The organism is Bradyrhizobium sp. CCGE-LA001, from assembly GCF_000296215.2.
Lineage (GTDB): Bacteria > Pseudomonadota > Alphaproteobacteria > Rhizobiales > Xanthobacteraceae > Bradyrhizobium.
The window spans coordinates 5446490-5468260 of record NZ_CP013949.1; the positions used below are offsets into that span (position 1 = coordinate 5446490).

A 21771-nucleotide genomic window follows, 5' to 3' on the forward strand; every position below is an offset into this window, starting at 1 on the left:
CCTCGCCAATGGCCGTCTGATACCGATGCCGGCGGCGGCGTGCAACGGACCATGCCAACCCGGAAAGACCAGCCATGACCGCCCATTACGATGCCCTCGAGACGCGCGATCACGGCGCGCGCGAGGCCGAGCTGTTTTCCCGCCTTCCGGAGGTGCTGCGTGGCGCCATGGCCGCGCCAGCCTATGCCGAGCGGCTGAGGGGCGTGGACCCCGCCTCGGTGAGGTCCAGAGAGGCGCTGGCGGGCCTGCCGGTGCTGCGCAAGTCGGAACTGCCGGCCCTGCACAAAGCCTCAACGCCCTTCGGCGGCTTCGTGGCGGCCTCGCCGGGGTCGTTCGCCCGCCTCTTCACCTCCCCTGGCCCCATTTTCGAGCCGGAAGGACGCCAGGCCGATCCCTGGCGCGGCGCTCGGGCGCTGTTCGCAGCCGGGTTCCGCCCCGACGACATCGTGCTCAACACCTTCAGCTACCACCTCACCCCCGGTGGCTTCATCTTCGATGCATCGGCACGCGCGCTTGGCTGCGCCGTGATTCCCGCGGGCCCCGGTAATCTTGAACAGCAGTTCGAGTTGATCGAAGCTTATCGCCCCGTCGGCTACAGCGGCACGCCGGATTTCCTGAAGATCCTGCTCGACGCCGCAGCCGGCTCGGGCCGCGACGTCTCCTCGATCAAGCGCGCGCTGGTGTCGGGTGCGGCGTTCCCGCCCTCGCTCCAGGCCGAGATCAAGGGGCGCGGCATCGACGCCTACCAGGCCTTCGGCACCGCCGATCTCGGCCTCCTCGCCTTCGAGACCGAGTCCCGCGAGGGCATGGTCGTCAACGAGGACCTCATCCTGGAGATCGTCAAGCCCGGCACCGGCGATCCCGTTGCGCCGGGCGACGTCGGCGAGATCGTCGTCACCTCGCTCGACCCGCACCATCCCTTGATCCGGCTCGCGCTCGGCGACCTCACCGCCGCCCTGCCGGGAGTAAGCCCCTGCGGGCGCACCAACATGCGCATCAAGGGCTGGATGGGCCGTGCCGACCAGACCACGAAGGTGAAGGGCATGTTCGTCCGGCCCGAGCAGGTCGCCGAGATCGGCAAGCGCCATTCCGCACTCGGAAGGCTACGCCTCGTCGTCACGCGCCAAGGCGAGACCGACGCGATGACGTTGAGAGCGGAAACGACGGCCGCGAGCGAAGCACTGCGCGAGGAGATCGCCGGCACCTTGCGTGCCGTGACGAAGCTCGGCGGCACCGTCGAGCTGGTCAGTCCCGGCGTGCTGCCCAACGACGGAAAGGTGATCGCGGACGAGCGATAGAGCATGATCCGGGAAAGTGTGCGCGGTTTTCCGAAGAGATCATGCTCAAAGAACAAGCTAAAGCGCGATGACGGTCCATCTTCGTCTCATCGCGCTTTAGTCTCAGCTCGATTTCGAAAGCCGATAGTTGCCGAGATACAGCACGTCCAGACCTGAGCAGAAATAGGTGTGCAACGCCTCCAGCGGCGCGTTCACCGTCGGCTGCTCATTGATGTTGAGACTGGTGTTGATGAGGACCGGCAGCGAGGTCGCCTTCGCGAACTCGCCAATCAGGCGGCTGTAGAGCGGATTGCTGTCCGCATGAACACTCTGGATGCGCGCAGTGTTGTCGACATGGACCACCGCGGGCATGGTCTCGGCGACCTTCTCGTTGACTGGAAAAGTCACGACCATGAAGGGCGCATCGAACGTGTCCTCGAAATACTCGGCCTGGCGCTCGTAAAGCACCGACGGACAGAACGGGCGGAACTCCTCGCGATATTTGATCGTGAGATTGATGCGGTCTTTCATGCCGGCATGGCGCGGATCGGCCAGGATCGAGCGGTTGCCGAGCGCGCGCGGACCGTACTCCATCCGTCCCTGGAACCAGCCGACCGTCTTCTGCTCCGTCAAGTCGGTGACGCAGCGCGACACGGGATCGTCGAGCAGCTCGAACCGGGCGCCGATCTTGTCCAGCGTCTCCCGGATCGTGTCGTTGGAATAGTCGGGTCCCCAGTAAGCGTGGGTCAGCGGCGCGATCGCGTGGCCCGCCTCCGCGCATTTCATCATCGCCGCACCGAGCGCTACGCCGGCATCGTGCGGGACCGGCGGCACATAGAGACGCTTCACAGAAGGCTCGGCCGCGATCTCCATGTTCATCTTGCAGTTCAGCCCGACCCCGCCGGCGATGCAGACGTCGCCGCAGCCCGTCTCGGCGATCGCCGAACGGATCACCTCGGTGGTGACGACCTCGAGCTGCTTCTGGCCGCTCGCGGCGATGTTGGTCAGGCGCTGGTCGAGCGGCTGGCCGCGCAGCCGCCGCGGCCCCAAAATCTCCTCCATCTTCTCGGTGAAGATGCGTTCCTGCCGTGTCGAGAAATCGCTGGTGAATATCCCCGCGTCGCGCCGGCGCTTGTCGAGCTCGGGATCGAGCTCGTAGTTGATGCCGTTCGGGCGCAACAGCTTCGCGAACTTGTCGAGATATTCCGGGCTGCCATAGGACGACAGGCCCATGACCTTGTACTCGTCGTTGGTCATCTGATAGCCGAGATACTGGGTCAGCATCCCGTAATAGAGCCCGAGACTGTTGTGGCGGGCGAACCGCGTCAGCACGCGGAAATCGTTGCCGCGCGCATGCGCGACGAGGCCGGCGCTGGAATCCCCCGAGAAGTCGAAGCAGGCCACCGTCGCCTCGGAAAAACCGGAGCCGTAGAACGAGCTCGCGGCATGACAGAGATGATGGTCGTAGAGCTCGATCTTCGGGCTGTGGCCGAACTGATATTTGAAATATTCGGTGAGGCGCTGCGCGTAGTTCGTGTAGGTCTTCAGCGGCGAGCAGATCCAGTCAACCTCGCGCATGGTGATGCCGGCCTGCTTCAGGCAGAACCCGATCGCGCCGCGCGGCAGCTCGCCGCGCGCATGTTTCGCCAGGGTGAAACGCTCCTCCTCGGCGGCTGCGATCAACTCGCCATCGCGCAGCAACACCGCCGCACCGTCGTGGTGCCCATGCTTGATCCCCGAACTGATTCCGACCACATACATTTGGTGCAAACCCCTTTGCGGAGCCTTCTATAGAAACTGCGGCCAATGTAAATCGGCTATGGTCCGGCCGTAGCGCTTCGTGGCAGCCCTTTTGGCCGCGATATCCCCGGGGCCAGGAACCTTGCATCGTCCCGGCCGCTCCCGTATTACCAATCCTTGCTTACGATGGCCTGGAATTGGCCTTTCCCGGATCCCGAATAGTGCTCGACCGAACCCTCGTCACCATCGCCGAGACCGAGACCATTGAGGAAGCCTTCCGGCACCTCAATGAGAACAAGCTTGGTATTCTGTTCGCGCAGGACGCGAACGAACGGATCGTCGGCGCGGTAACGGACGGTGACATCCGCAGGTGCATGCTGGCCGGCAGCACGATTCACGATCGGGTTGCCACCTGCATCAATCGCAACTTCGTGTGGGCGCCCGCCGGAGCACCGCGCGAGCAGATCCTCAAGCTGCTCGACCAGCGTGTGCATGTGGTGCCGATTCTCGATGCCGAGAGACGTCTGGTCGACGTATTCAGCCGCGAGCTGTTCAACCTGTCGGAAGAGAGCGAGGTGTTCGCACGCGGCCGCTCGCCAGTGCGCATCAGCTTCTCCGGCGGCGGCACAGACCTCACGCATTACTTCGTTGCGAATGATGGCGGCGCGGTGATCAGTGCCACGATCAAGATGTACGCCCATGCAACGCTGCGGCGCCGGAGCGACCCCAGCATCCGGATCTATTCGCATGATTTCCGTTGCACCGTCGAGGCCGACAATCTCGCCCAGCTCGGAACGGGGGGAGAGCTCGCGCTGATCAAGTCGGTGGTGCGCCTGATCAAGCCGACTTACGGATTCGAGCTCGAAGTGTCCGCCGACTTTCCGGTCGGCTCGGGGCTCGGCGGCTCGGCAGTGGTCTCGTCGGCCATTATCGGCTGCTTCAACGAATTCCGCAGCGACCAGTGGGACCGTCACGAGATCGCGGAGATGGCTTTCCAGGCCGAACGGCTGATGCTCAACATCCCCGGCGGCTGGCAGGACCAGTACGCCACCGTGTTCGGCGGCTTCAACCACATGGAGTTCTTCTCCGACCAGAACACCATCGTGCCGCTTCGCCTCGACTCCAGCATCATCGCCGAGCTCGAGGAGAGCCTGGTGCTCTGCTACGCCGGCTCCGGCCGCGATTCCGGGGCCATCCACCGCGACCAGAAGGCACAGCATGAAACCAGTGACGCCGTCGCCGCGGCCGCCAAGCAGAAGGAAGTGACGCGCCTCATCCGGCGGCATCTGTTGCGCGGCCAGCTGCTGGAATGCGGCCGGCTGATCGACGAGGCCTGGCACGCCAAGCGGAAGCTGAGCTCGAAGATATCCTCGGACGCGCTCGATGCGCTCTACGATTTCGCCAAACGGCATGGCGCAGTCGGCGGCAAGCTGCTGGGCGCCGGCGGCGGCGGGTATTTTATCTTCTTCGTGCGCCCCTTCGAACGCTATCAGCTCATCGCCGCGCTGGAGCAGCAGGGGCATACCTGTTCCCGCATCATGTTTGAAGAGAGCGGGCTGCGGACGTGGAAGTCGCGCCTTCCTTCTTCGTCCAGACAGAACTCCGCCGAAGCCGCCCGTCCAAAGGACCATTGACGTGCACTGGCAAGCAAAGGCGCGCGCGTTCACCGTGCTCTCGGCCATTCCGTTCGGGGAAGGTCTGCACTACGCTTTGCAACGCTACGTCACGCGTCGGTTGCCACGTCCGGAAAAGCAAATCAGGTCGATCCACACATTTGCCCAGCAGCTGCTCCGCACATACTCCGAATACGGCATTCGGCCGCTGCAGGCATCGACGTTCTTCGAATTCGGCGCCGGCCGCGATCTGATCATTCCGCTCGCTTTCAGCGCCCATGGCGTCAAACGCTTCATCACCGTCGACATCGAGCGGCTGTCCAAGCTCGACCTGATCCGCTCCAACGCCGCCATCATTTCCAAAGCGAGTGGCACCGATCGTCCCAGGATAGCCTCATGGGACGATCTCGACCGGTTTTGGAATATCGAGTACCGCGCGCCCGCCGATGCCCGCGCAACGGGCCTGCCAGCTAACTCCATCGACTGCGCGGTCTCGGTCGAAACGCTCGAACACATTCCGAAGGCCGACATTGCGGCCATCCTCAAGGAACTGCGACGCATCCTCCGTCCGGACGGCGTGGCTCTGATGCAGATCGATTACGGCGATCATTTCAAGGGATTCGATCCGGCCATCAGCTCATTCAACTTCCTGACGTACTCCGACGAGGAATGGTACCCATTTCAATCGCGCTTCCAGTACGTCAACCGCCTGCGCCACAGCGAGTACCTGCAGCTCTTCAAGGACGCCGGTTTTGAGATATTAAGTGACCGGCCGGATTGCAGGTCGCCTGAGCCCGCGATCATGGCGCGCCTGGCACCCCAATTCCGCCAGTTTTCGGAACGGGATTTGTTTACGCTTGGCTCATTGATCGTGGCCAGACCGGTAGATCAGGGCAAAGACGCTGAGAGGACCAGAGCGAATGGCTGATGTACCAGTTCGCATCGGCGACCGCCTTCTGGGAGACGGCAAGCCCTGCTACGTCATCGCCGAGGTCGGCAACAACCACAATGGCGACTTCGACCGCGCCATCGCGCTGGTCGATGCGGCGATCGTCGCCGGCGCAGATTGCGCCAAATTCCAGATGCGCAAGCTCGAGGAGGTCTATCGCGCCTCCTCCCTCTCGGGGAAGGACGACGACCTTGCGGTCGAGTATACGCTCGACTTGCTGCGCCGTTTCGAGCTCACGACCGAGCAGCACAAGAAGATTGCAGATTATTGTGCCTCGAAGGGCATTGAGTATCTCTGCACGCCCTGGGACGTGAAGAGCGTCGCGGTGCTCGAAGGTTTCGGCACGAACGCCTACAAGGTCGCGTCCGCGGATCTCACCAACCTCCCCCTGCTCGCCAAACTCGTCACGACCGGCAAGACATTGATCGTCTCGACCGGCATGAGCACGACCGAGGAGATCAAGACCGCCGCGAGCTTCCTCGACGAGCGCAAGGCGAATTACGTGCTCCTGCATTGCCAGAGCACCTATCCGGCCGCGCTCCACAATATCCATCTACGCTTCATGGAAACGCTGCGCGAGATTCATCCCCTGGTCGGCTATTCCGGTCACGAGCGCGGCATTGCCGTATCGATGGCCGCGGTGGCGCTCGGCGCCATCGTCATCGAGCGCCACATCACGCTCGACCGCACGATGGAAGGTCCCGACCACGCCGCGAGCCTGGAGCCGGAGGAATTCAAGGCGTTAGTCTCGGGCATCCGCGAGATCGAAGCGGCGCGCGGCGAGAAGCTGGCCGAACGCGTGTTGAGCCAAGGCGAATTGATCAACCGCGAGAACCTGGCGAAAAGCCTGGTGGCTGCGCGCGACCTTGTGCCCGGGACGGTGATCTCCGAAAGCGACATCGCGGTGAAGAGCCCGGGACAGGGCTTGTCGCCGCTGAAGATGCCGGAACTGCTCGGCCGGGAGCTGAAGCGGACGATGGCGGCCGACGACTATTTCTTCCAGAGCGACCTCGACGAAGGCATCGCAGCGGCGCGGCGCTATCGTTTTGACCGTCCCTGGGGCGTGCCGGTGCGCTATTACGACATCGAGCGCTTCCTGGAGATTTGCGAGCCCGACATCATCGAATTCCATCTCAGCTACAGCGACATGGAGCGCGATCCGGCCGCATATCTCTCCGGCACATACGATCTCGGTTTCGTCGTGCATGCGCCGGAGCTGTTTGCCGGCTCCAAGCTGATGGACCTCGCGACCCCCGACGAGACGCTGCGGCGCTATTCGCTCGAGCAGACGCAGACGGTGATCAACATCACGCGCAGGCTGAAGAAATTCTTCCCCAAGACCAAGCGGCCGCCGATCGTCGCCAATATCGGCGGCTTCACCATGGATGCGCCGCTGTCGGCGGAGGAGAAGGCCGAGCGTTACCGCATCTTCGCGCAGAGCCTGAAGGAGCTCGACATGGACGGCGTCGAGCTGACGCCGCAGACCATGGCACCGTTCCCCTGGCATTTTGGCGGCCAGCGGCACCAGAACATCTTCATCTTCCCGGAGGAGTCGGCCGCCTTCTGCGCCAAGCATGATTTGCGCATGTGCGTCGACATCTCGCACACGAAACTCGCTGCCAATCATTTCGGCTTCGACTTCTACCAAGGCCTCGCCCAGCTCGGCCCCCACACTGCGCATCTGCATTTCGGCGATGCCAGGGGGCTCGATGGCGAAGGCGTCCAGATTGGTGAGGGCGAGATCGACTTCGGCGAGGTCGGCCGGGTGCTGCGCAAGCATGCGCCGACGGCCTCGTTCATTCCGGAGATATGGCAGGGCCACAAGAACATGGGCGAGGGCTTCTGGACCGCACTCGAGCGTCTTGAGGGACATGTCTGATGGCGCACAAGACGCTGGCCGTGATCGCCGCACGCGGGGGTTCGAAGGGCATTCCCCACAAGAACCTGCTCGATCTCTGCGGCAAGCCCCTCATCGCCTGGACGGTCGAGCAGGCGCGTGCCGCGCGCGGGGTCGACGTGGTGGCGGTCTCTTCCGACAGCGACGACATCCTCGCCGCGGCCGAGGCCGCTGGTGCGATTGGCGTGCGGCGCCCGGACGAAATTTCGGGTGACCTCGCCTCCTCGGAATCCGCCTGGTTGCATGCGCTCGCCGCGATCGACGAGCGGATGGGCCGGTTCGAGCGCATCGTCGCGCTCCAGGCGACCTCGCCGATCCGCGAGCCCGCGGATATCGAGAACGCGCTTGCGACCTTCGACCGCGAACAACTCGACAGCCTGCTCTCGGTTTGCGAAGTCGAGGATTATTTCAACTGGCGGATCGGCGCGAACGGACCGGAGCCGATCAATTACGACTTCCGCAATCGCCGCATGCGACAGCAGATCGAAAAGCGTTATCTCGAGAACGGCTCGTTCTACGTCCTGATCCCGTCTCTCCTGCGCGAGCAGAACAATCGTCTCGGCGGCAAGATCGGCTTCCACGTGATGGAACGCCACAAGATGTTCCAGATCGACCGGCCCGAAGACGTCAAGCTTTGTGCCGCCATCATGCGCAGTTACGGCTATGCCTGATCCCAGCATCTTCTCCCTCGCCGGCAAGATCGCCGTCGTCACCGGCGCCTCGCGCGGCATTGGGGCTGCGATCGCGGCCGGATTGCTGGATGCGGGAGCGACGGTGTTCGGCCTCAGCCGCTCCGGAACCGCGCCGCAGGGCGCGTCTGCCATTGCCTGCGACCTCTCCGACGATGCAGCGATCGAGAGCGCGTTCCGTACCATCGCGGCAAAAGACGGCCGCATCGACGCGCTCGTGAATGCCGCCGGCATCAGTCTTCCGGCTCAGAGTGCCGAAAGCGAGCTCACACGCTTCCGTGCCACGGTCGCGACCGACCTCACCGCCGCGTATGCCGCGATCCTTGCAGCCCATCCGCTCCTCAAGAACGCAGGCTCGGCTGCCATCGTCAACGTCACCAGCATCAATTCCGTCCGCGGCTTTCCCGGCAATCCCGGCTACGTGGCGGCGAAGGCCGGCCTTGCCGGGCTGACGCGCGCCCTCGCAGCCGACTATGCGGTCGATGGCATCCGCGTCAACGCGCTGGCGCCGGGCTATGTCGCAACCGAGATGACCGCAAAGAGTTTTGCCGATCCTGTCATGCACGAGGATCGACGGCGCCATACCATGCTCGGCCGCTGGGGACAGCCCGGCGATATGGTCGGAGCCGCGATTTTCCTGGCGTCGGATGCATCCGCCTATGTGACCGGCCAGGAGATCTTCGTCGACGGCGGCTGGATCGCCAAGGGCCTCGCCATCAGCTCGGATAGTAAATCGTGACCGCAACGCTGCAACGCATCGGGTTCATGCAAGGGCGGTTGTCGGCCCTGGTCGATGGCAAGATCCAGGCATTCCCTTGGGAGGCATGGCGGGAGGAGTTCCCGCGCGCGAAGGATCTCGGCCTGACACGGATGGAATGGACCATCGACCAGGAACGGCTGCGCGAGAATCCGCTCATGACCGAACAGGGACAGCAGGAGATTCTGGCGCTGTCGCGCGAGAACGGCGTGCGCATCCCGAGCCTGACGGGTGATTGCTTCATGCAGGCGCCGTTCTGGAAGGTCGACGCCGTCGTGCGCGATGCGCTCGTCGCCGATCTCGACCTCCTGATCGCCGCCTGCAGCCGCATCGGCATCGAATTCATCGTAGTTCCGCTAGTCGACAACGGCAAGATCGAGCGGGAAAGCGAGAGCGACACGTTGAAGCGCGTTCTGCTGGCGCGCTCGGAGACGCTCGCCAGGCGAAACGTCAGGATCGTCTTCGAATCCGACCTGCCCCCGCGCGAGCTCGCCCGTTTCATGGAGTCGTTTCCGGCCGAGATCTTCGGCATCAACTACGACAGCGGCAACAGCGCCTCGCTCGGTTACGACAGCGACGAGGAGATGGGCGCCTACGCGGCGCGTATTCTCAACGTCCACATCAAGGACCGCATCCGTGGCGGCACCACCGTGCCGCTCGGCACCGGCAATGCCGATCTCGCCAAGACGATCCGGCTGATCGAACGCTCCGGCTACAAGGGCCAATACATCCTGCAGACCGCGCGCGCCGCCGACGGTGACCACGCCGGCGCTCTGGCGAACTACCGCGACATGACGGTCGGCTGGATCGAGGACGCCGCCCGATGAAACTCGAACTCGAGGATCGCGTCGCTCTCGTCACCGGCGCCAGCCGCGGGATCGGACTTGCGATCGCGACAACGCTCGCCGCCGAGGGCGCAAAGATCGCGCTCGCCGCACGCGGTGCCGATGCGCTCAACGCCGCGCGGGCCGCGGTCGGCGGCAGTGCGTCGGTGCACGTGGCCGACGTCACCGATCCGGCCGCCGCTGCGGCGCTGGTGCACGAGGTCGAACGGCAGTGGGGCCGGCTCGATATCCTGGTCTGCAATGTCGGCAGCGGCGCCTCGGTGCCGCCGGGCAAGGAGACCGCGGCGGAATGGTCGCGGGTGATCGACCTCAATCTGTTCGCCACGACCAACATGATCGACGCGGCCCGGCCGCTGATGGCGCGCGGCAGCGGCGACCGCGCCATCGTCTGCATCTCTTCGATCGCCGGCATGGCGGCTCTCGGCGCGCCCGTGACCTATTACGGCGCAAAGGCGGCCGTGAACGCGACCGTGCGCGGATTGGCGCGCCCGCTGGCGCTTGAAAGCATCCGCATCAACGCGGTTGCCCCCGGTAACATCCTGAGCGCGGATGGCACCTGGGCGCGCAAGATCGCCGAAAACAAGGCCGCGGTCGACGACATGCTCCAGCGCGAGGTGGCGCTGCGCCGGCTCGGCACGCCAGAGGAGATCGCCGACGTCGTTGCCTTCCTGGTTTCGCCGCGGGCCGCCTTCATCACCGGTAGCATCGTGGTGGCCGACGGCGGCCAGCTCAGAAGCTGATACAGGAGCTATCGATGGCGAACCCCTTCTCCCGCTACGACCTGACCGGACGCACCGCGCTCGTGACCGGCGCCGGCGGCCTTCTGGGCAGGCAGCATGTGGCAGCGCTCGCCGAGGCAGGCGCGCGCGTGGTCGTCACCGATGTGGGATTGGCGCAAGCCGAGACCGCCGTCGCATCGCTGAGACAGGCCGAATTTTCATCCGACCTGATGGCGCTCGAGATCAACGTCACCTCACTCGATTCGGTCCGCACGGCACAAGAGCATCTTGCCGGCCGCGGCGTCACGGTCGACATCCTCGTCAACAATGCGGCAATCGATCCCAAGGTGACGTCGGCGCCCGGCGTGATGCACTCGTCGCGCTTCGAAGCTTTCCCCGTGCCGCAATGGCAGACCGAGATCGCCGTCGGCTTGACCGGCGCAATGCTGTGCGCGCAAGTGTTCGGCGGCGAGATGGCCAAACGAGGCCGCGGCGTGATCCTGAACATCGCCTCCGATCTCGGTGTGATCGCGCCGGACCAGCGCCTCTACCGGCAGCCAAACGTGTCGCGGGAGGAAGAGCAGCCGGTGAAGCCGGTGACCTACTCCGTGATCAAGCACGGTCTCATCGGATTGACGAAATATCTGGCGACCTACTGGGCCGATCATGGCGTGCGCGTCAACGCGATTTCGCCGGGCGGCGTCTTCAACAACCAGGATCCCGCCTTCGTCGAACGGCTGACGCGTTTGATCCCGATGGGCCGCATGGCCGAGGTCGACGAATACCGCGCGGCGGTGCAATTCCTCTGCTCGGACGCTTCGAGCTACATGACCGGGCAGAATCTGGTGATGGATGGCGGAAGAAGCGTTTGGTAGCCGGACCATGCATCATCCGGACAAACATGATTACCAAGGCCACAATCGAGCGAGTTGCAACTCATGTTGAGACAGGCGGTCATCCTCGTCGGGGGACTTGGCACGCGCCTCGGTGAGCGCACCAAGCTGGTTCCCAAGCCAATGCTCGACATCGGCGGGCGTCCCTTTCTCGACACGCTGATCGACGAACTCGTCCGTTACGGCGTGTTCGACGAGATTCTCCTGCTCGCGGGTCACAAGGCGGACATCGTCGAGACGCACTACGCCATGGCCTGCCGAGGACGGGCAAAGATCGTCGTGTCGCGCGAGCGCGAGCCGCTCGGCACCGGCGGCGCGCTCGTGCATGCCCGCGACCTGCTGCACGACCGCTTCCTGCTCCTCAACGGCGACTCGCTGTTCGACTTCAACCTGCTCGATCTGATCGCGCGGGCGCAAGGCGGGCGCGTTCACATGGCATTGCGCGACGGTGTCGTCGGGGACCGCTACGGCCGCGTCGTGCTCGACGGCGAAATGGTACGCGACTTCGTCGCCCCGGGCGCGGGCGCTACGGGACCGGTCAATGCCGGCATCTACGTCGTCGATAAATCGATTGTCGCCGACATCGCTAAGCTCCCCGCTTCGCTCGAGCAGGACGTATTTCCCGGCCTTACAAAATCCGGTTCGCTGCGCGGCACGGCCTACCGCGGTTACTTCATCGACATCGGCATCCCCGACGATCTCGCCCGGGCTGATCGCGAATTGCGGGACAAGCTGCGGCGGCCGGCCGTATTCTTCGATCGCGACGGCGTGCTCAACCACGATTCAGGATACACCTTCGAGACGCACAAGCTCGAATGGATCGAAGGCGCCCGCGAGGCCGTGAAGGCCGTCAACGACGCCGGCTACTTCGCCTTCGTCATCACCAACCAGTCCGGCGTCGCGCGCGGCTACTACGAGGAGCATCACGTCCTCGCCCTGCACCGCTGGATGGCGGATCAGATGGCGCTGATCGGTGCCCATATCGATGCGTTCGAATACTGCCCCGATCACCCCGATGGCACCGTCCCGCGCTATTGCCGTACGAGCGACCGGCGCAAGCCGGCACCCGGCATGATCACCGATCTTGTCACGCGCTTTCCTGTGGACATGACGCGCAGCATGGTGATCGGCGACAAGGGTAGCGACATGGAGGCGGCGCGGGCGGCCGGCGTGGCCGGCCATCTGTTTTCGGGCGGCAATCTGCAAGCATTCGTGGAGCAACGCCTGATACCGACCCAGGCCGTCTAGTGGCCAAAAGCGCTGCATCCCCGGGCATTTGGCTGATGCCGAACGGTGCTCAGTTGCGTCCGATGACCAGTGTGCTATAGCGCCATCCTATTGCGAAGACTGGGATAATCGCGTTGGGGTCCGATATGGAAGATCTGAAGGACGCCCGCGTCCTCGTCACCGGCAGCGATGGCTTCATCGGCTCGCATGTCGTCGAGGAACTCGTCAAGGCCGGTGCCCGCGTCAAGGCGGTCGTCTATTACAACTCCTTCAACTCTTGGGGCTGGCTCGACACAGTTTCGGCCGATGTGATGAAGTCGGTCGAGGTTGTCGCCGGAGATATCCGCGATCCACATTTCATGATCCAAGCTGCGAGCGGCTGCACTGACGTGCTGCATCTGGCGGCGCTGATCGCGATCCCGTTCTCCTATGTGGCCCCGGACTCCTATGTCGAAACCAACGTTCGCGGCACCGTGAACGTGCTTCAGGCCGCTCGCATGGCCGGCGTGCGCCGCTTCGTGCAGACCTCCACCAGCGAGGTCTACGGCACGGCGCAAACCGTTCCGATCAGGGAGAGCCATCCACTGGTTGGACAGTCCCCCTACTCGGCCTCGAAGATCGCCTCCGACCAGATGGCACTGTCGTTCCAGGCCTCGTTCGACATGCCTGTCGTGGTGATCCGCCCCTTCAACACCTTCGGCCCGCGGCAATCGGCGCGCGCGGTGATCCCGACGATCATCAGCCAGATCGCGACCGGCAAGCGGAGGATCCGCCTCGGCGCCGTCAGCCCGACGCGGGATTTCTCGTTCGTCACCGATACCGCGCGCGGCCTGATCGCGGGCCTCACGGCGCCCGCGGAGCAAGTCGTCGGCCAGACCATCAATCTCGGCAGCGGCTTTGAGATCTCGGTCGGCGCAACTGCGCAGATGATCGCCGATGTCATGGGCACGTCGATCGAAATCGAGACCGACGAGGCGCGGCTGCGCCCCGCCAACAGCGAGGTCGAGCGGCTCTGGGCCGACAATTCCAAAGCACGCCAACAGCTCGGCTGGAGCCCCGAATTCGGCGGCGTCGACGGCATGCGGCGCGGCATGGTCAAGACGGTCAACTGGTTCACCAATCCGGTAAATCTCAGCCGCTACAAGGCCGACGTCTACAATGTCTGAGGTGGTGGTGAACAGTCCCGGGACCAGATCGGACTTCGAGCCAAAAGCGATCGTCGATGCCGTGCGCCGTGCGGTCGGAACGCCGAACGGAATGCTCGGACTGCACGAACCGGTGTTTGCCGGCAACGAGGTCGCCTATCTCGAAGAGTGCATCAAGAGCACCTTCGTCTCCTCCGTCGGCCCGTTCGTCGACCGGTTCGAGCGCATGCTCGAAGAAGTCACCGGCGCGAAGCGCGCAGTCGCCGTCGTCAATGGCACGGCCGCACTTCATGCCTGCTTCCGCCTCGCGGGCGTCGAGCCCGGCGACGAGGTCATCTCGCCGGCGCTGACCTTCATCGCGACGACCAACGCGATCGCTTATTGCGGGGCTGTGCCGCACTTCGTCGACAGCTCGTTCGAAACGCTCGGCATGGACGCCCGTGCGCTCGCGGTGCGCCTCGAGGCCGTCGCGCAAAAGACCGCGACCGGCACCATCAATCGCGAGACCGGCCGCAGCATCGCGGCGATTGCTCCGATGCACACGTTCGGGCATCCCGTCGATCTCGACGCGATCGCCGCCCTCGCGGACGAATGGAACATCGCGCTGGTGGAAGACGCCGCGGAATCACTGGGATCGACCTACAAGGGCCACGCGGTCGGATCGCAGGCACGCCTCGCCGCGCTCAGCTTCAACGGCAACAAGATCGTCACGACAGGCGGCGGCGGCGCCATCCTCACCAATGACGAGGCGCTGGGCCGCCGCGCCAAGCATCTGACGACGACGGCAAAGCTGCCGCACAAATGGGCCTTCGTCCACGACGAAATCGGTTTCAACTACCGCCTGCCCAATTTGAACGCGGCGCTCGGCTGCGCGCAGCTCGAGCAGCTCGACGGGTTCATGGCAAGCAAGCGCAAGCTCGCTGCCGTCTATGAGCGCGCCTTCGCGCACATTCCCGGGGTGCGCTTCTCGCGGGAGCCGAAGGACACCACGAGCAACTACTGGCTGAACGCGATCTTGCTCGACGAGGCCCATGCCGGCCGGCGCGACGAGGTGCTCACCGCGCTGAACGACGCCGGTTTCGGCGCGCGACCGGCCTGGACGTTGATGCACCGTTTGCCGATGTTCGCGCAAAGCCCGCGGGGCGATCTCGCTACCGCCGAATCGATCGAGCGCCGCCTGATCAACCTTCCTTCCAGCGCCAGCATCCGGGCCCGCGATGAGTGAACCACGCCGCAAGATCTGCTTCGTCACGGGCAGCCGGGCCGATTTCGGCCTCATCATCTGGCCGATGCGGGCAATCCGCGAAACGCCCGGTTTGAGTCTCCAGCTCATTGCCACCGGTATGCATCTGTCGCCCGAGTTCGGCTACACCATCGACAACATCCGCGCCGAAGGTTTCGACGTCGACGAGAGCGTCGAGACATTGCTCTCGAGCGATTCCGGCGTCGGCGTTGCAAAATCGGTCGGGTTGGGCGTGATCGGATTTGCCGACGCATTCGCGCGGCTGAAGCCGGATCTCGTCGTGGTGCTCGGCGACCGTTATGAGACGTTTGCGGCGGCGCAGGCGGCGATGTTCATGCGGCTGCCGATGGCGCATCTGTTCGGCGGCGACGTGACCGAAGGGGCGATCGACGAAGCCATCCGCCACGCCATCACCAAGATGTCGCATCTGCATTTTGCCACCAACGCCGACTCGGCGCGGCGGCTGACCCGGCTCGGCGAGGATCCGGCGCGCGTCTTCACCGTCGGCTCGCCCGGCATCGATTCGATCAAGCGCCTCGAGCTTATGGATCGCGAGACCATCGGCCGCGAGGTCGGGATGACGCTCGGCAAGCGCAACGTGCTGGTCACGTTTCATCCTGTCACGGTCGAGATGGACCGCTCGGTTGGCGCGCTGGATGAGTTGTTCGCATCGCTGGCCGCACTCGATCCGGAGTTCAACCTGTTCTTCACGCTTGCGAACGCCGACGCGGAAGGCCGCGCACTCAACGAGCGGATCAAGACCTTCGTCGCCGGCCGGGCGAACGCCATCGCGGTCGCCTCGCTCGGCCAGCTTCGCTACATCAGCCTGATGAACCAGGCCGATGTCGTCGTCGGCAATTCGTCGAGCGGCATCTATGAAGCCCCCTCGCTCAACGTTCCGACCGTCGACATCGGCGACCGTCAGAAGGGGCGCGAGCGCGCCGCTTCCGTATTCCACGCCGCGCCCGATCGCGCGTCCATCTCGCAAGCGATCGCGGATGCGCTCGCGCGTGGGCGGCAGCCGACGGTCAGCCCCTACGGCGACGGCGAGACCAGTCGCCGCGTCGCCGACAAGATCGCCTCGATCCCCGACTTCGGCGCGCTGCTGAAGAAGGGCTTTTATGACGGCGAGGCCGCGACATGACGCGCACACTCGTCATCGCCGAAGCCGGCGTCAATCATTCCGGAAGTCTGGAGACTGCCCTCGCCTTGGTCGATGCGGCCGCCGATGCCGGCGCCGACATCGTCAAATTCCAGACCTTCAACGCCAACTCGCTCGCGGGCAAGAGCGCGCGCAAGGCCGATTATCAGCAGCGCACGACGGACGCGGCCGAGAGTCAGCGCGCAATGCTGAAGCGGCTCGAATTGCCGCATTCGGCGCATCCGCCGCTGATCGCCCGTGCCAGGGAGCGCGGCATCGAATTCCTGTCGACGCCGTTTGACCATCAGTCGCTGAGCTTCCTGCTCACGTTGGGTCTGCCGCGGATCAAGATCGGCTCGGGCGACCTCACCAACGCGCCGCTGCTGCATGCGATTGCCCGCGCCGACATGCCGTTGATCCTGTCGACCGGCATGGCCACGCTGGTCGAGGTCGAGGAGGCATTAGGCGTGCTTGCGCAGGGCTATGGCCACAACAACGCGTCACCGAGCCTTGCCGCCTTCCGCGCCGCATGGCGCGACGGCGAAGCCCGCAGACGATTAAGTGAACGGGTCAGCCTGCTTCACTGCACGACGGAATATCCCTGCCCGCCTGAGGACGTGAATCTCGCCGCGATGCTGACGATGCGGACCGCCTTCCAGCTTCCCGTGGGCTATTCCGATCATACCGACGGCATCGAGATCTCGCTCGCCGCGGTGGCGATGGGCGCCACCATCATCGAGAAGCATCTCACTCTCGACCGCAATGCCGAGGGGCCAGACCACGCAGCATCTCTCGAGCCCGGCGATTTCAAGCGCATGGTCTCCGCCATCCGCCGCATCGAGGAGGCGCGTGGCGACGGCATCAAGACGCCAAGGAATTCCGAGATCAAGAACATCGACATCGCGCGCAAGAGCATCGTAGCCGCGCGTGCGCTAAAGCCCGGCGACGTGCTTGCGCCCGAGGATCTCACCTGCAAGCGGCCGGGATCCGGCCGGCCGCCGATCGAATATTGGTCGCTGATCGGCACCACGGTCACTCGTCCTCATGACGAGGAAGACCCGCTATGAGGATCGGCTATTTCGGCGATGGAGTCTGGGCACAACGCGCCTTCGCCCAACTGATCGATGACCCGCACTACACCATCGCCTTCGTCGTCGTGCGTGCGTCGCGGCCCGATACGAAGCTTGTCGCGCTCGCCGAGGCCAAGGGTATTCCTGTGCTGAGCCCTGCGGCGGTCAACGCACCGGAGAGCCTTGCCGAGATTGCGGCATTTGCGGCCGAGCTTCACGTCTCGATGTCCTATGACCAGATTCTCCGCGAGACCATTCTAGCGCTACCGCCCCGCGGCACGCTCAATTGTCACGCCGGCGCACTGCCGTTCTATCGCGGCCGGAATCCGCTGACCTGGGCGCTGATCAATGGCGAAACCGAGTTCGGCATCACGGTGCACTGGGTCGATCTCGGCATCGATACCGGCGACATCGTCCGCCAGATCAAGGTGCCGATCTCCGCGACCGACACCTATGCAACGCTGCTCGAAACGGCCGAGAGACTTTGTGCCGATACGCTCATCGATGCGATCTCCGACGTCTATCACGGCAGCGACAAGCGCATCGCGCAGTCGACGATCGATCCCGTCGGCCTTTACTGCTGCCGCCGCAGGGAGGGCGACGAGGAGATCGACTGGACCTGGAGCAGTGCCGCGCTCGAGCGCTTCGTTCGCGCCCTGGTGCCGCCCGGCCCCGGCGCATGCACGATCTGGAAGGACGGGTCCTATGCCATCCTCGCAGCCGAGCTGATCCCGGCGGCCCGATCCTATATCGGCGCACCGGGCGAGGTCATCGGCAGGGACGGTGGCGGCATCCTGGTCAAGACCGGCGACAGCTTCATTCGGATCACGCGCTGGGCGCCGGTCGGAACCGATGGTAGCCTCGGCGCGGCACTCGTTCCGGCCGCCGCGCGTGGCAGCCGCCTCGGCCGAAACCTCACGGCTGCGCTGGCGCAGGCCGAGGCGAAATTGGCGGCCCTGGAGACGAAACTCAGGCTCGGCCGCGGGGATTGACGTCCCCCTTCGCAGCCGCGATATAGCTGCTTTCTGATCGGGCGAGCGCCGTCAAGTGCGCAGCCGCCCGCGAGGTCCATCACCATGAAGTCCTGGCAAAAAGCCATCGTTGGAACGGAAGCCACGGTGAGCGAGGCCATTGCCGCCATCGAGAGCGGCAGCATCCAGATCGCGCTGGTCCTCGACAACGGCAAACTCGCCGGGATCGTCACCGACGGCGATATCAGGCGCGGACTGTTGCGCGGTATCCCGCTGACGGGCCGGGCAACCGACATGATGAACGCCAACCCGGTCTCGGCTTCCGTCGCGCTGCCCCGCGACGCACGCCTACGCCTGATGCGGCAGAGATCGATCAAGCAGCTTCCGCTGCTCGATGCCAACGGCCATGTCATCGGTGTCGAGACCTTCGACGAGCTGCTCGAAGCGCCGCAATACGAAAATCCCGTGCTGATCATGGCGGGAGGTCTCGGTGAACGCCTGGGCGTACTGACGCGCGAAATGCCGAAGCCGATGCTTCATGTCGGTGGCCGGCCATTGCTCGAGACCATCGTACGAAACTTCGTCCAGCAGGGATTCCGGAACATCTTCATCTCGGTGAACTACAAGGCCGAGCTGATCCAAAACCATTTCGGCGACGGCACCAGCTTCGGCGCGGCGATCCGCTACGTCCATGAAGCCGAGCGCCTGGGCACTGCAGGCGCGCTCGGATTGTTGCCCTCGACGCCCGACCTGCCCCTCGTCGTGACCAATGGCGATATCCTGACGACCATCAATTACGGCGCGCTGGTCGACTTCCACAATGCGACGCCAGCCGATGCGACGATGGCCGTGCGTGAGCACAAGGTTCACGTCCCCTATGGCGTCGTCACTGCAGCCGAAGGATATCTCCAGGTCATCCGCGAAAAGCCGACCGAGAGCTGGTTCGTGAGCGCCGGAATCTACGTCATCGGTCCCACCGTGTTCCGGCTCGTCGACCGCGGCGTCAAGATCGACATGCCGACGGTCCTGGAACGTGTGGTCGCGAGCGAGGGCCGCGTCGCGGTGTATCCGATCCGGGAGTACTGGCTCGACATCGGCCGGGTCGAGGACTTCGAGCAGGCACATGCCGAGTTTCACGAGGTCTTCCAGTGAGCGCACGCACCGCGGTGGTCGCAGGCCTGGGCTCGATCGGAACACGCCATGCGCGCATCCTCGCCGAACTCGGCCTAGCGGTCTCCACGGTCAGCCGCCGCGGCGGCGGCGATCACCGCAGCATTGGCGAAGCACTTTCGCGCGGCCAGGTCGATTATGTCGTGATCGCCACCGAGACGGCACGGCACGTCAACGCCTTGCGCGAGCTTGCAGAGGCGGATTTTCGCGGGACCGTTCTGGTCGAAAAGCCGTTGCTCGCAAGGCCCGAGCCGCTGCCAGCCCTTCCCTTTACAAAGCTGTTCGTCGCCTACAATCTGCGCTTCCATCCGGTGATGGCAGCGCTCGCCCGTCGGCTCGACGGACGCTCCGCGATCACGGTCTCCGCCTATGTCGGACAGGACATCAGGGATTGGCGGCCTGGCCGCGACCACCGCGACACCGCCTCCTCGACGATTGCCGCCGGCGGCGGCGTGCTGCGCGACCTGAGCCATGAGCTCGATTATCTGCTCTGGCTGTTCGGGCCGTGGCAACGCGTGGCTGCGCTGGGCGGCGCGTCCGGCGCGCGCGATATCGAGGTCGACGATCACCTTGCGCTGCTGTTGGAGATGGAGCGGGCGCAGGTCGTGCAGGTTCATCTCGACTATTTCGACCGCGCCGGCCTTCGCCGGATCCGCATCAATCTCGCAGACGAGACGATCGAAGCCGACCTCGTCGGCGGCGCCCTGATCGTCAATGGCACCGCCACGCCCTACGCGAGCGAGCGCGACGCGAGTTATCGGGCGATGCATCAGGCCGCGCTGAGCGGCAGCGCCCCGGTCTGTTCGCTCGGCGAAGGCATTGCGGTCATGGATTTGATCGACGCGAGCGAGCGCGCCCTGCATTCGAAAAGTTGGATTTTCGCATGAGCCTGTTCTGCACGATGTGCGCGCGTGGCGGTTCGAAGGGCGTCGCCGGCAAGAATGGCCGCGTTCTTCTCGGCAAGCCGCTATTGGCCTGGAGCATTGCGCAGGCGCGCGAAACCGGCCTGTTCGCGACAATCGCCTTCAGCAGCGATTCCGACGCACTCCTGGACGCCGCGATGCATGCCGGCGCCGACCTCGCGGTCAAGCGCCCCGACGAGATGGCGAGCGACACCGCGCCGAAAATCCCGGCGATCCGGCACTGCCTCGAACAGGCGATGGCGCGAACCGGGCAGACCCCCGACATCTTCGTCGATCTCGACGTCACCTCGCCGCTGCGGCTGGCTTCCGACATCGTCGGAGCGGTGGAGCTATTGCGTTCGTCCGGCGCACGCAGCGTCATCACCGGTGCCGCCGCCCGTCGGTCGCCCTATTTCAACCTGGTCGAGGAACGCCGCGACGGCACGGTCGGCTTGTCGAAGATCGCCGATCCGCCGATCGTGCGCCGCCAGGACAGCCCGCGCTGCTTCGACATGAACGCATCGATCTACGTCTGGAACGTCGCAGCTTTCCTGGAGGATTCGCGCGTGTTCTATCCGGACACCCGCCTGTTCGAGATGCCTGAAGAACGTTCGGTCGACATCGATTCCGAGATCGACTTCGCGCTGGTGGAGTTGTTGCTCCGCAAGCAGCAGGCGCAGCAAGGGACATCATCATGACGACGAGTTTCAAGGCGCTGTTCGATCTCAAGGGACGGACCGCCGTCGTCACCGGCGGCTGCGGCATTCTCGGTCGCCGCTTCGCCGAGGGGCTCGCCGAGTTCGGTGCCAATGTCGCGATCGTCGATCTCGATCAGGCTGCAACCGACACGGCAGCAACTGACGTCGCCTCAGTCCATGCCGTCCGTGCCAAAGGCTACGCTTGCGACATCACCAACCCTGATACGGTGCGCAACACGGCCGATGTGATCGAAGCCGACCTCGGGCCGGTCTCGATTCTTCTCAACAACGCCGCCAGCAAGACCCGCGACATCGACGCTTTCTTCGCGCCGGTGGAGAAATTCTCCCAGGAGACGTGGCGCGAGATCATGTCGGTCAATCTCGACGGCATGTTCAACGTCGCGCAGGTGTTTGGCGGCCGCATGGCCGAGCGCGGCTACGGCGCCATCGTGCAGACGGCTTCGATCTACGGATTGATGGCACCCGACCAACGCATCTATGAGGGCTCCGAATATCTCGGCCGGGCCATCAACACGCCCGCGGTCTACACGGCGTCGAAAGCCGGTGTCATCGGCCTCACGAAACATCTCGCCACCTACTGGGCGGCAAAAGGCGTTCGCGTCAACACGCTCACCCCGGGCGGGGTCGAGAGCGGACAGAATGAGACCTTCAAGCAGCGCTACGGCGCCCGCATTCCGCTCGGCCGGATGGCCCGCGCCGACGAGATGGTGGGGACGATGCTGTTCCTGGTGTCGGACGCGGCCTCCTACGTGACCGGTCAGAACATCGCCGTCGATGGCGGCCTGAGCGCGTGGTGAACCGGTT

At 64.6% G+C, this 21771-nt stretch carries 20 protein-coding genes; 19 read left to right on the forward strand and 1 reads right to left on the reverse strand.

Annotated elements, in window-relative coordinates; genetic code table 11:
* The first annotated feature begins 74 nt into the window (after window positions 1-74).
* Entirely contained in the window at window positions 75-1298 is a 1224-nt protein-coding gene (locus BCCGELA001_RS25485) for a phenylacetate--CoA ligase family protein (protein ID WP_060736606.1), read from the forward strand.
* A gap of 102 nt (window positions 1299-1400) precedes the next feature.
* Here BCCGELA001_RS25485 and BCCGELA001_RS25490 read toward each other — a convergent pair whose 3' ends face one another.
* Window positions 1401-3038, reverse strand: a complete 1638-nt coding sequence (locus BCCGELA001_RS25490; RefSeq protein WP_008555206.1) for a carbamoyltransferase family protein — start codon at window positions 3036-3038, stop codon at window positions 1401-1403.
* 200 nt (window positions 3039-3238) lie between these two features.
* Between BCCGELA001_RS25490 and BCCGELA001_RS25495 the strand changes: the two genes are divergently transcribed.
* From BCCGELA001_RS25495 to BCCGELA001_RS25580, 18 genes are all read left to right on the forward strand, one after another.
* Window positions 3239-4651 (forward strand): GHMP family kinase ATP-binding protein, encoded by a 1413-nt coding sequence (locus BCCGELA001_RS25495; RefSeq protein WP_008555208.1) that lies wholly within the window; start codon window positions 3239-3241, stop codon window positions 4649-4651.
* Between the two features lies 1 nt (window position 4652).
* Window positions 4653-5558, forward strand: a complete 906-nt coding sequence (locus BCCGELA001_RS37990; protein WP_008555210.1) for a class I SAM-dependent methyltransferase — start codon at window positions 4653-4655, stop codon at window positions 5556-5558.
* Window positions 5551-7458, forward strand: a complete 1908-nt coding sequence (locus BCCGELA001_RS25505) for an N-acetylneuraminate synthase family protein (protein WP_008555211.1) — start codon at window positions 5551-5553, stop codon at window positions 7456-7458. Before BCCGELA001_RS37990 ends, BCCGELA001_RS25505 begins: the two co-directional genes overlap by 8 nt.
* A complete protein-coding gene (locus BCCGELA001_RS25510; RefSeq protein ID WP_008555213.1) occupies window positions 7458-8147 on the forward strand; it encodes an acylneuraminate cytidylyltransferase family protein in 690 nt (229 codons plus the stop codon). Before BCCGELA001_RS25505 ends, BCCGELA001_RS25510 begins: the two co-directional genes overlap by 1 nt.
* A complete protein-coding gene (locus BCCGELA001_RS25515) occupies window positions 8140-8904 on the forward strand; it encodes an SDR family oxidoreductase (RefSeq protein WP_008555217.1) in 765 nt (254 codons plus the stop codon). Before BCCGELA001_RS25510 ends, BCCGELA001_RS25515 begins: the two co-directional genes overlap by 8 nt.
* Window positions 8901-9749: a sugar phosphate isomerase/epimerase family protein gene (locus BCCGELA001_RS25520; RefSeq protein WP_060736607.1), complete on the forward strand. Its 849-nt coding sequence runs from the start codon at window positions 8901-8903 to the stop codon at window positions 9747-9749. Before BCCGELA001_RS25515 ends, BCCGELA001_RS25520 begins: the two co-directional genes overlap by 4 nt.
* Window positions 9746-10507, forward strand: coding sequence for an SDR family NAD(P)-dependent oxidoreductase (locus BCCGELA001_RS25525; protein WP_060736608.1), 762 nt, complete (start codon window positions 9746-9748; stop codon window positions 10505-10507). The genes BCCGELA001_RS25520 and BCCGELA001_RS25525 overlap by 4 nt, the downstream gene beginning before the upstream one ends.
* A gap of 14 nt (window positions 10508-10521) precedes the next feature.
* Entirely contained in the window at window positions 10522-11361 is an 840-nt protein-coding gene (locus tag BCCGELA001_RS25530) for an SDR family oxidoreductase (protein ID WP_060736609.1), read from the forward strand.
* Window positions 11362-11424: 63 nt separating this feature from the next.
* On the forward strand, window positions 11425-12627 hold the full coding sequence (locus tag BCCGELA001_RS25535; protein WP_008555230.1) for an HAD-IIIA family hydrolase: 1203 nt from the start codon (window positions 11425-11427) through the stop codon (window positions 12625-12627).
* A gap of 125 nt (window positions 12628-12752) precedes the next feature.
* Window positions 12753-13772 carry an NAD-dependent 4,6-dehydratase LegB gene (locus BCCGELA001_RS25540; protein ID WP_008555233.1) on the forward strand — a complete coding sequence of 340 codons (1020 nt, stop codon included), beginning with the start codon at window positions 12753-12755 and terminating at the stop codon, window positions 13770-13772.
* Complete coding sequence (locus BCCGELA001_RS25545) at window positions 13765-14976, forward strand: LegC family aminotransferase (RefSeq protein ID WP_008555235.1); 1212 nt, start codon at window positions 13765-13767, stop codon at window positions 14974-14976. Before BCCGELA001_RS25540 ends, BCCGELA001_RS25545 begins: the two co-directional genes overlap by 8 nt.
* Window positions 14969-16138 carry a UDP-N-acetylglucosamine 2-epimerase gene (gene neuC, locus BCCGELA001_RS25550; RefSeq protein ID WP_008555236.1) on the forward strand — a complete coding sequence of 390 codons (1170 nt, stop codon included), beginning with the start codon at window positions 14969-14971 and terminating at the stop codon, window positions 16136-16138. The genes BCCGELA001_RS25545 and neuC overlap by 8 nt, the downstream gene beginning before the upstream one ends.
* Entirely contained in the window at window positions 16135-17202 is a 1068-nt protein-coding gene (gene neuB / locus BCCGELA001_RS25555) for an N-acetylneuraminate synthase (RefSeq protein WP_060736610.1), read from the forward strand. Before neuC ends, neuB begins: the two co-directional genes overlap by 4 nt.
* On the forward strand, window positions 17199-18197 hold the full coding sequence (locus BCCGELA001_RS25560; protein ID WP_008555240.1) for a methionyl-tRNA formyltransferase: 999 nt from the start codon (window positions 17199-17201) through the stop codon (window positions 18195-18197). The genes neuB and BCCGELA001_RS25560 overlap by 4 nt, the downstream gene beginning before the upstream one ends.
* 84 nt (window positions 18198-18281) lie before the next feature.
* Window positions 18282-19328, forward strand: coding sequence for a nucleotidyltransferase family protein (locus tag BCCGELA001_RS25565; protein ID WP_060736611.1), 1047 nt, complete (start codon window positions 18282-18284; stop codon window positions 19326-19328).
* On the forward strand, window positions 19325-20233 hold the full coding sequence (locus BCCGELA001_RS25570; RefSeq protein ID WP_008555255.1) for a Gfo/Idh/MocA family protein: 909 nt from the start codon (window positions 19325-19327) through the stop codon (window positions 20231-20233). Before BCCGELA001_RS25565 ends, BCCGELA001_RS25570 begins: the two co-directional genes overlap by 4 nt.
* Window positions 20230-20946: an acylneuraminate cytidylyltransferase family protein gene (locus BCCGELA001_RS25575; protein ID WP_008555257.1), complete on the forward strand. Its 717-nt coding sequence runs from the start codon at window positions 20230-20232 to the stop codon at window positions 20944-20946. The genes BCCGELA001_RS25570 and BCCGELA001_RS25575 overlap by 4 nt, the downstream gene beginning before the upstream one ends.
* A complete protein-coding gene (locus BCCGELA001_RS25580; RefSeq protein ID WP_008555258.1) occupies window positions 20943-21764 on the forward strand; it encodes an SDR family oxidoreductase in 822 nt (273 codons plus the stop codon). Before BCCGELA001_RS25575 ends, BCCGELA001_RS25580 begins: the two co-directional genes overlap by 4 nt.
* The last annotated feature ends 7 nt before the right edge of the window (window positions 21765-21771 follow it).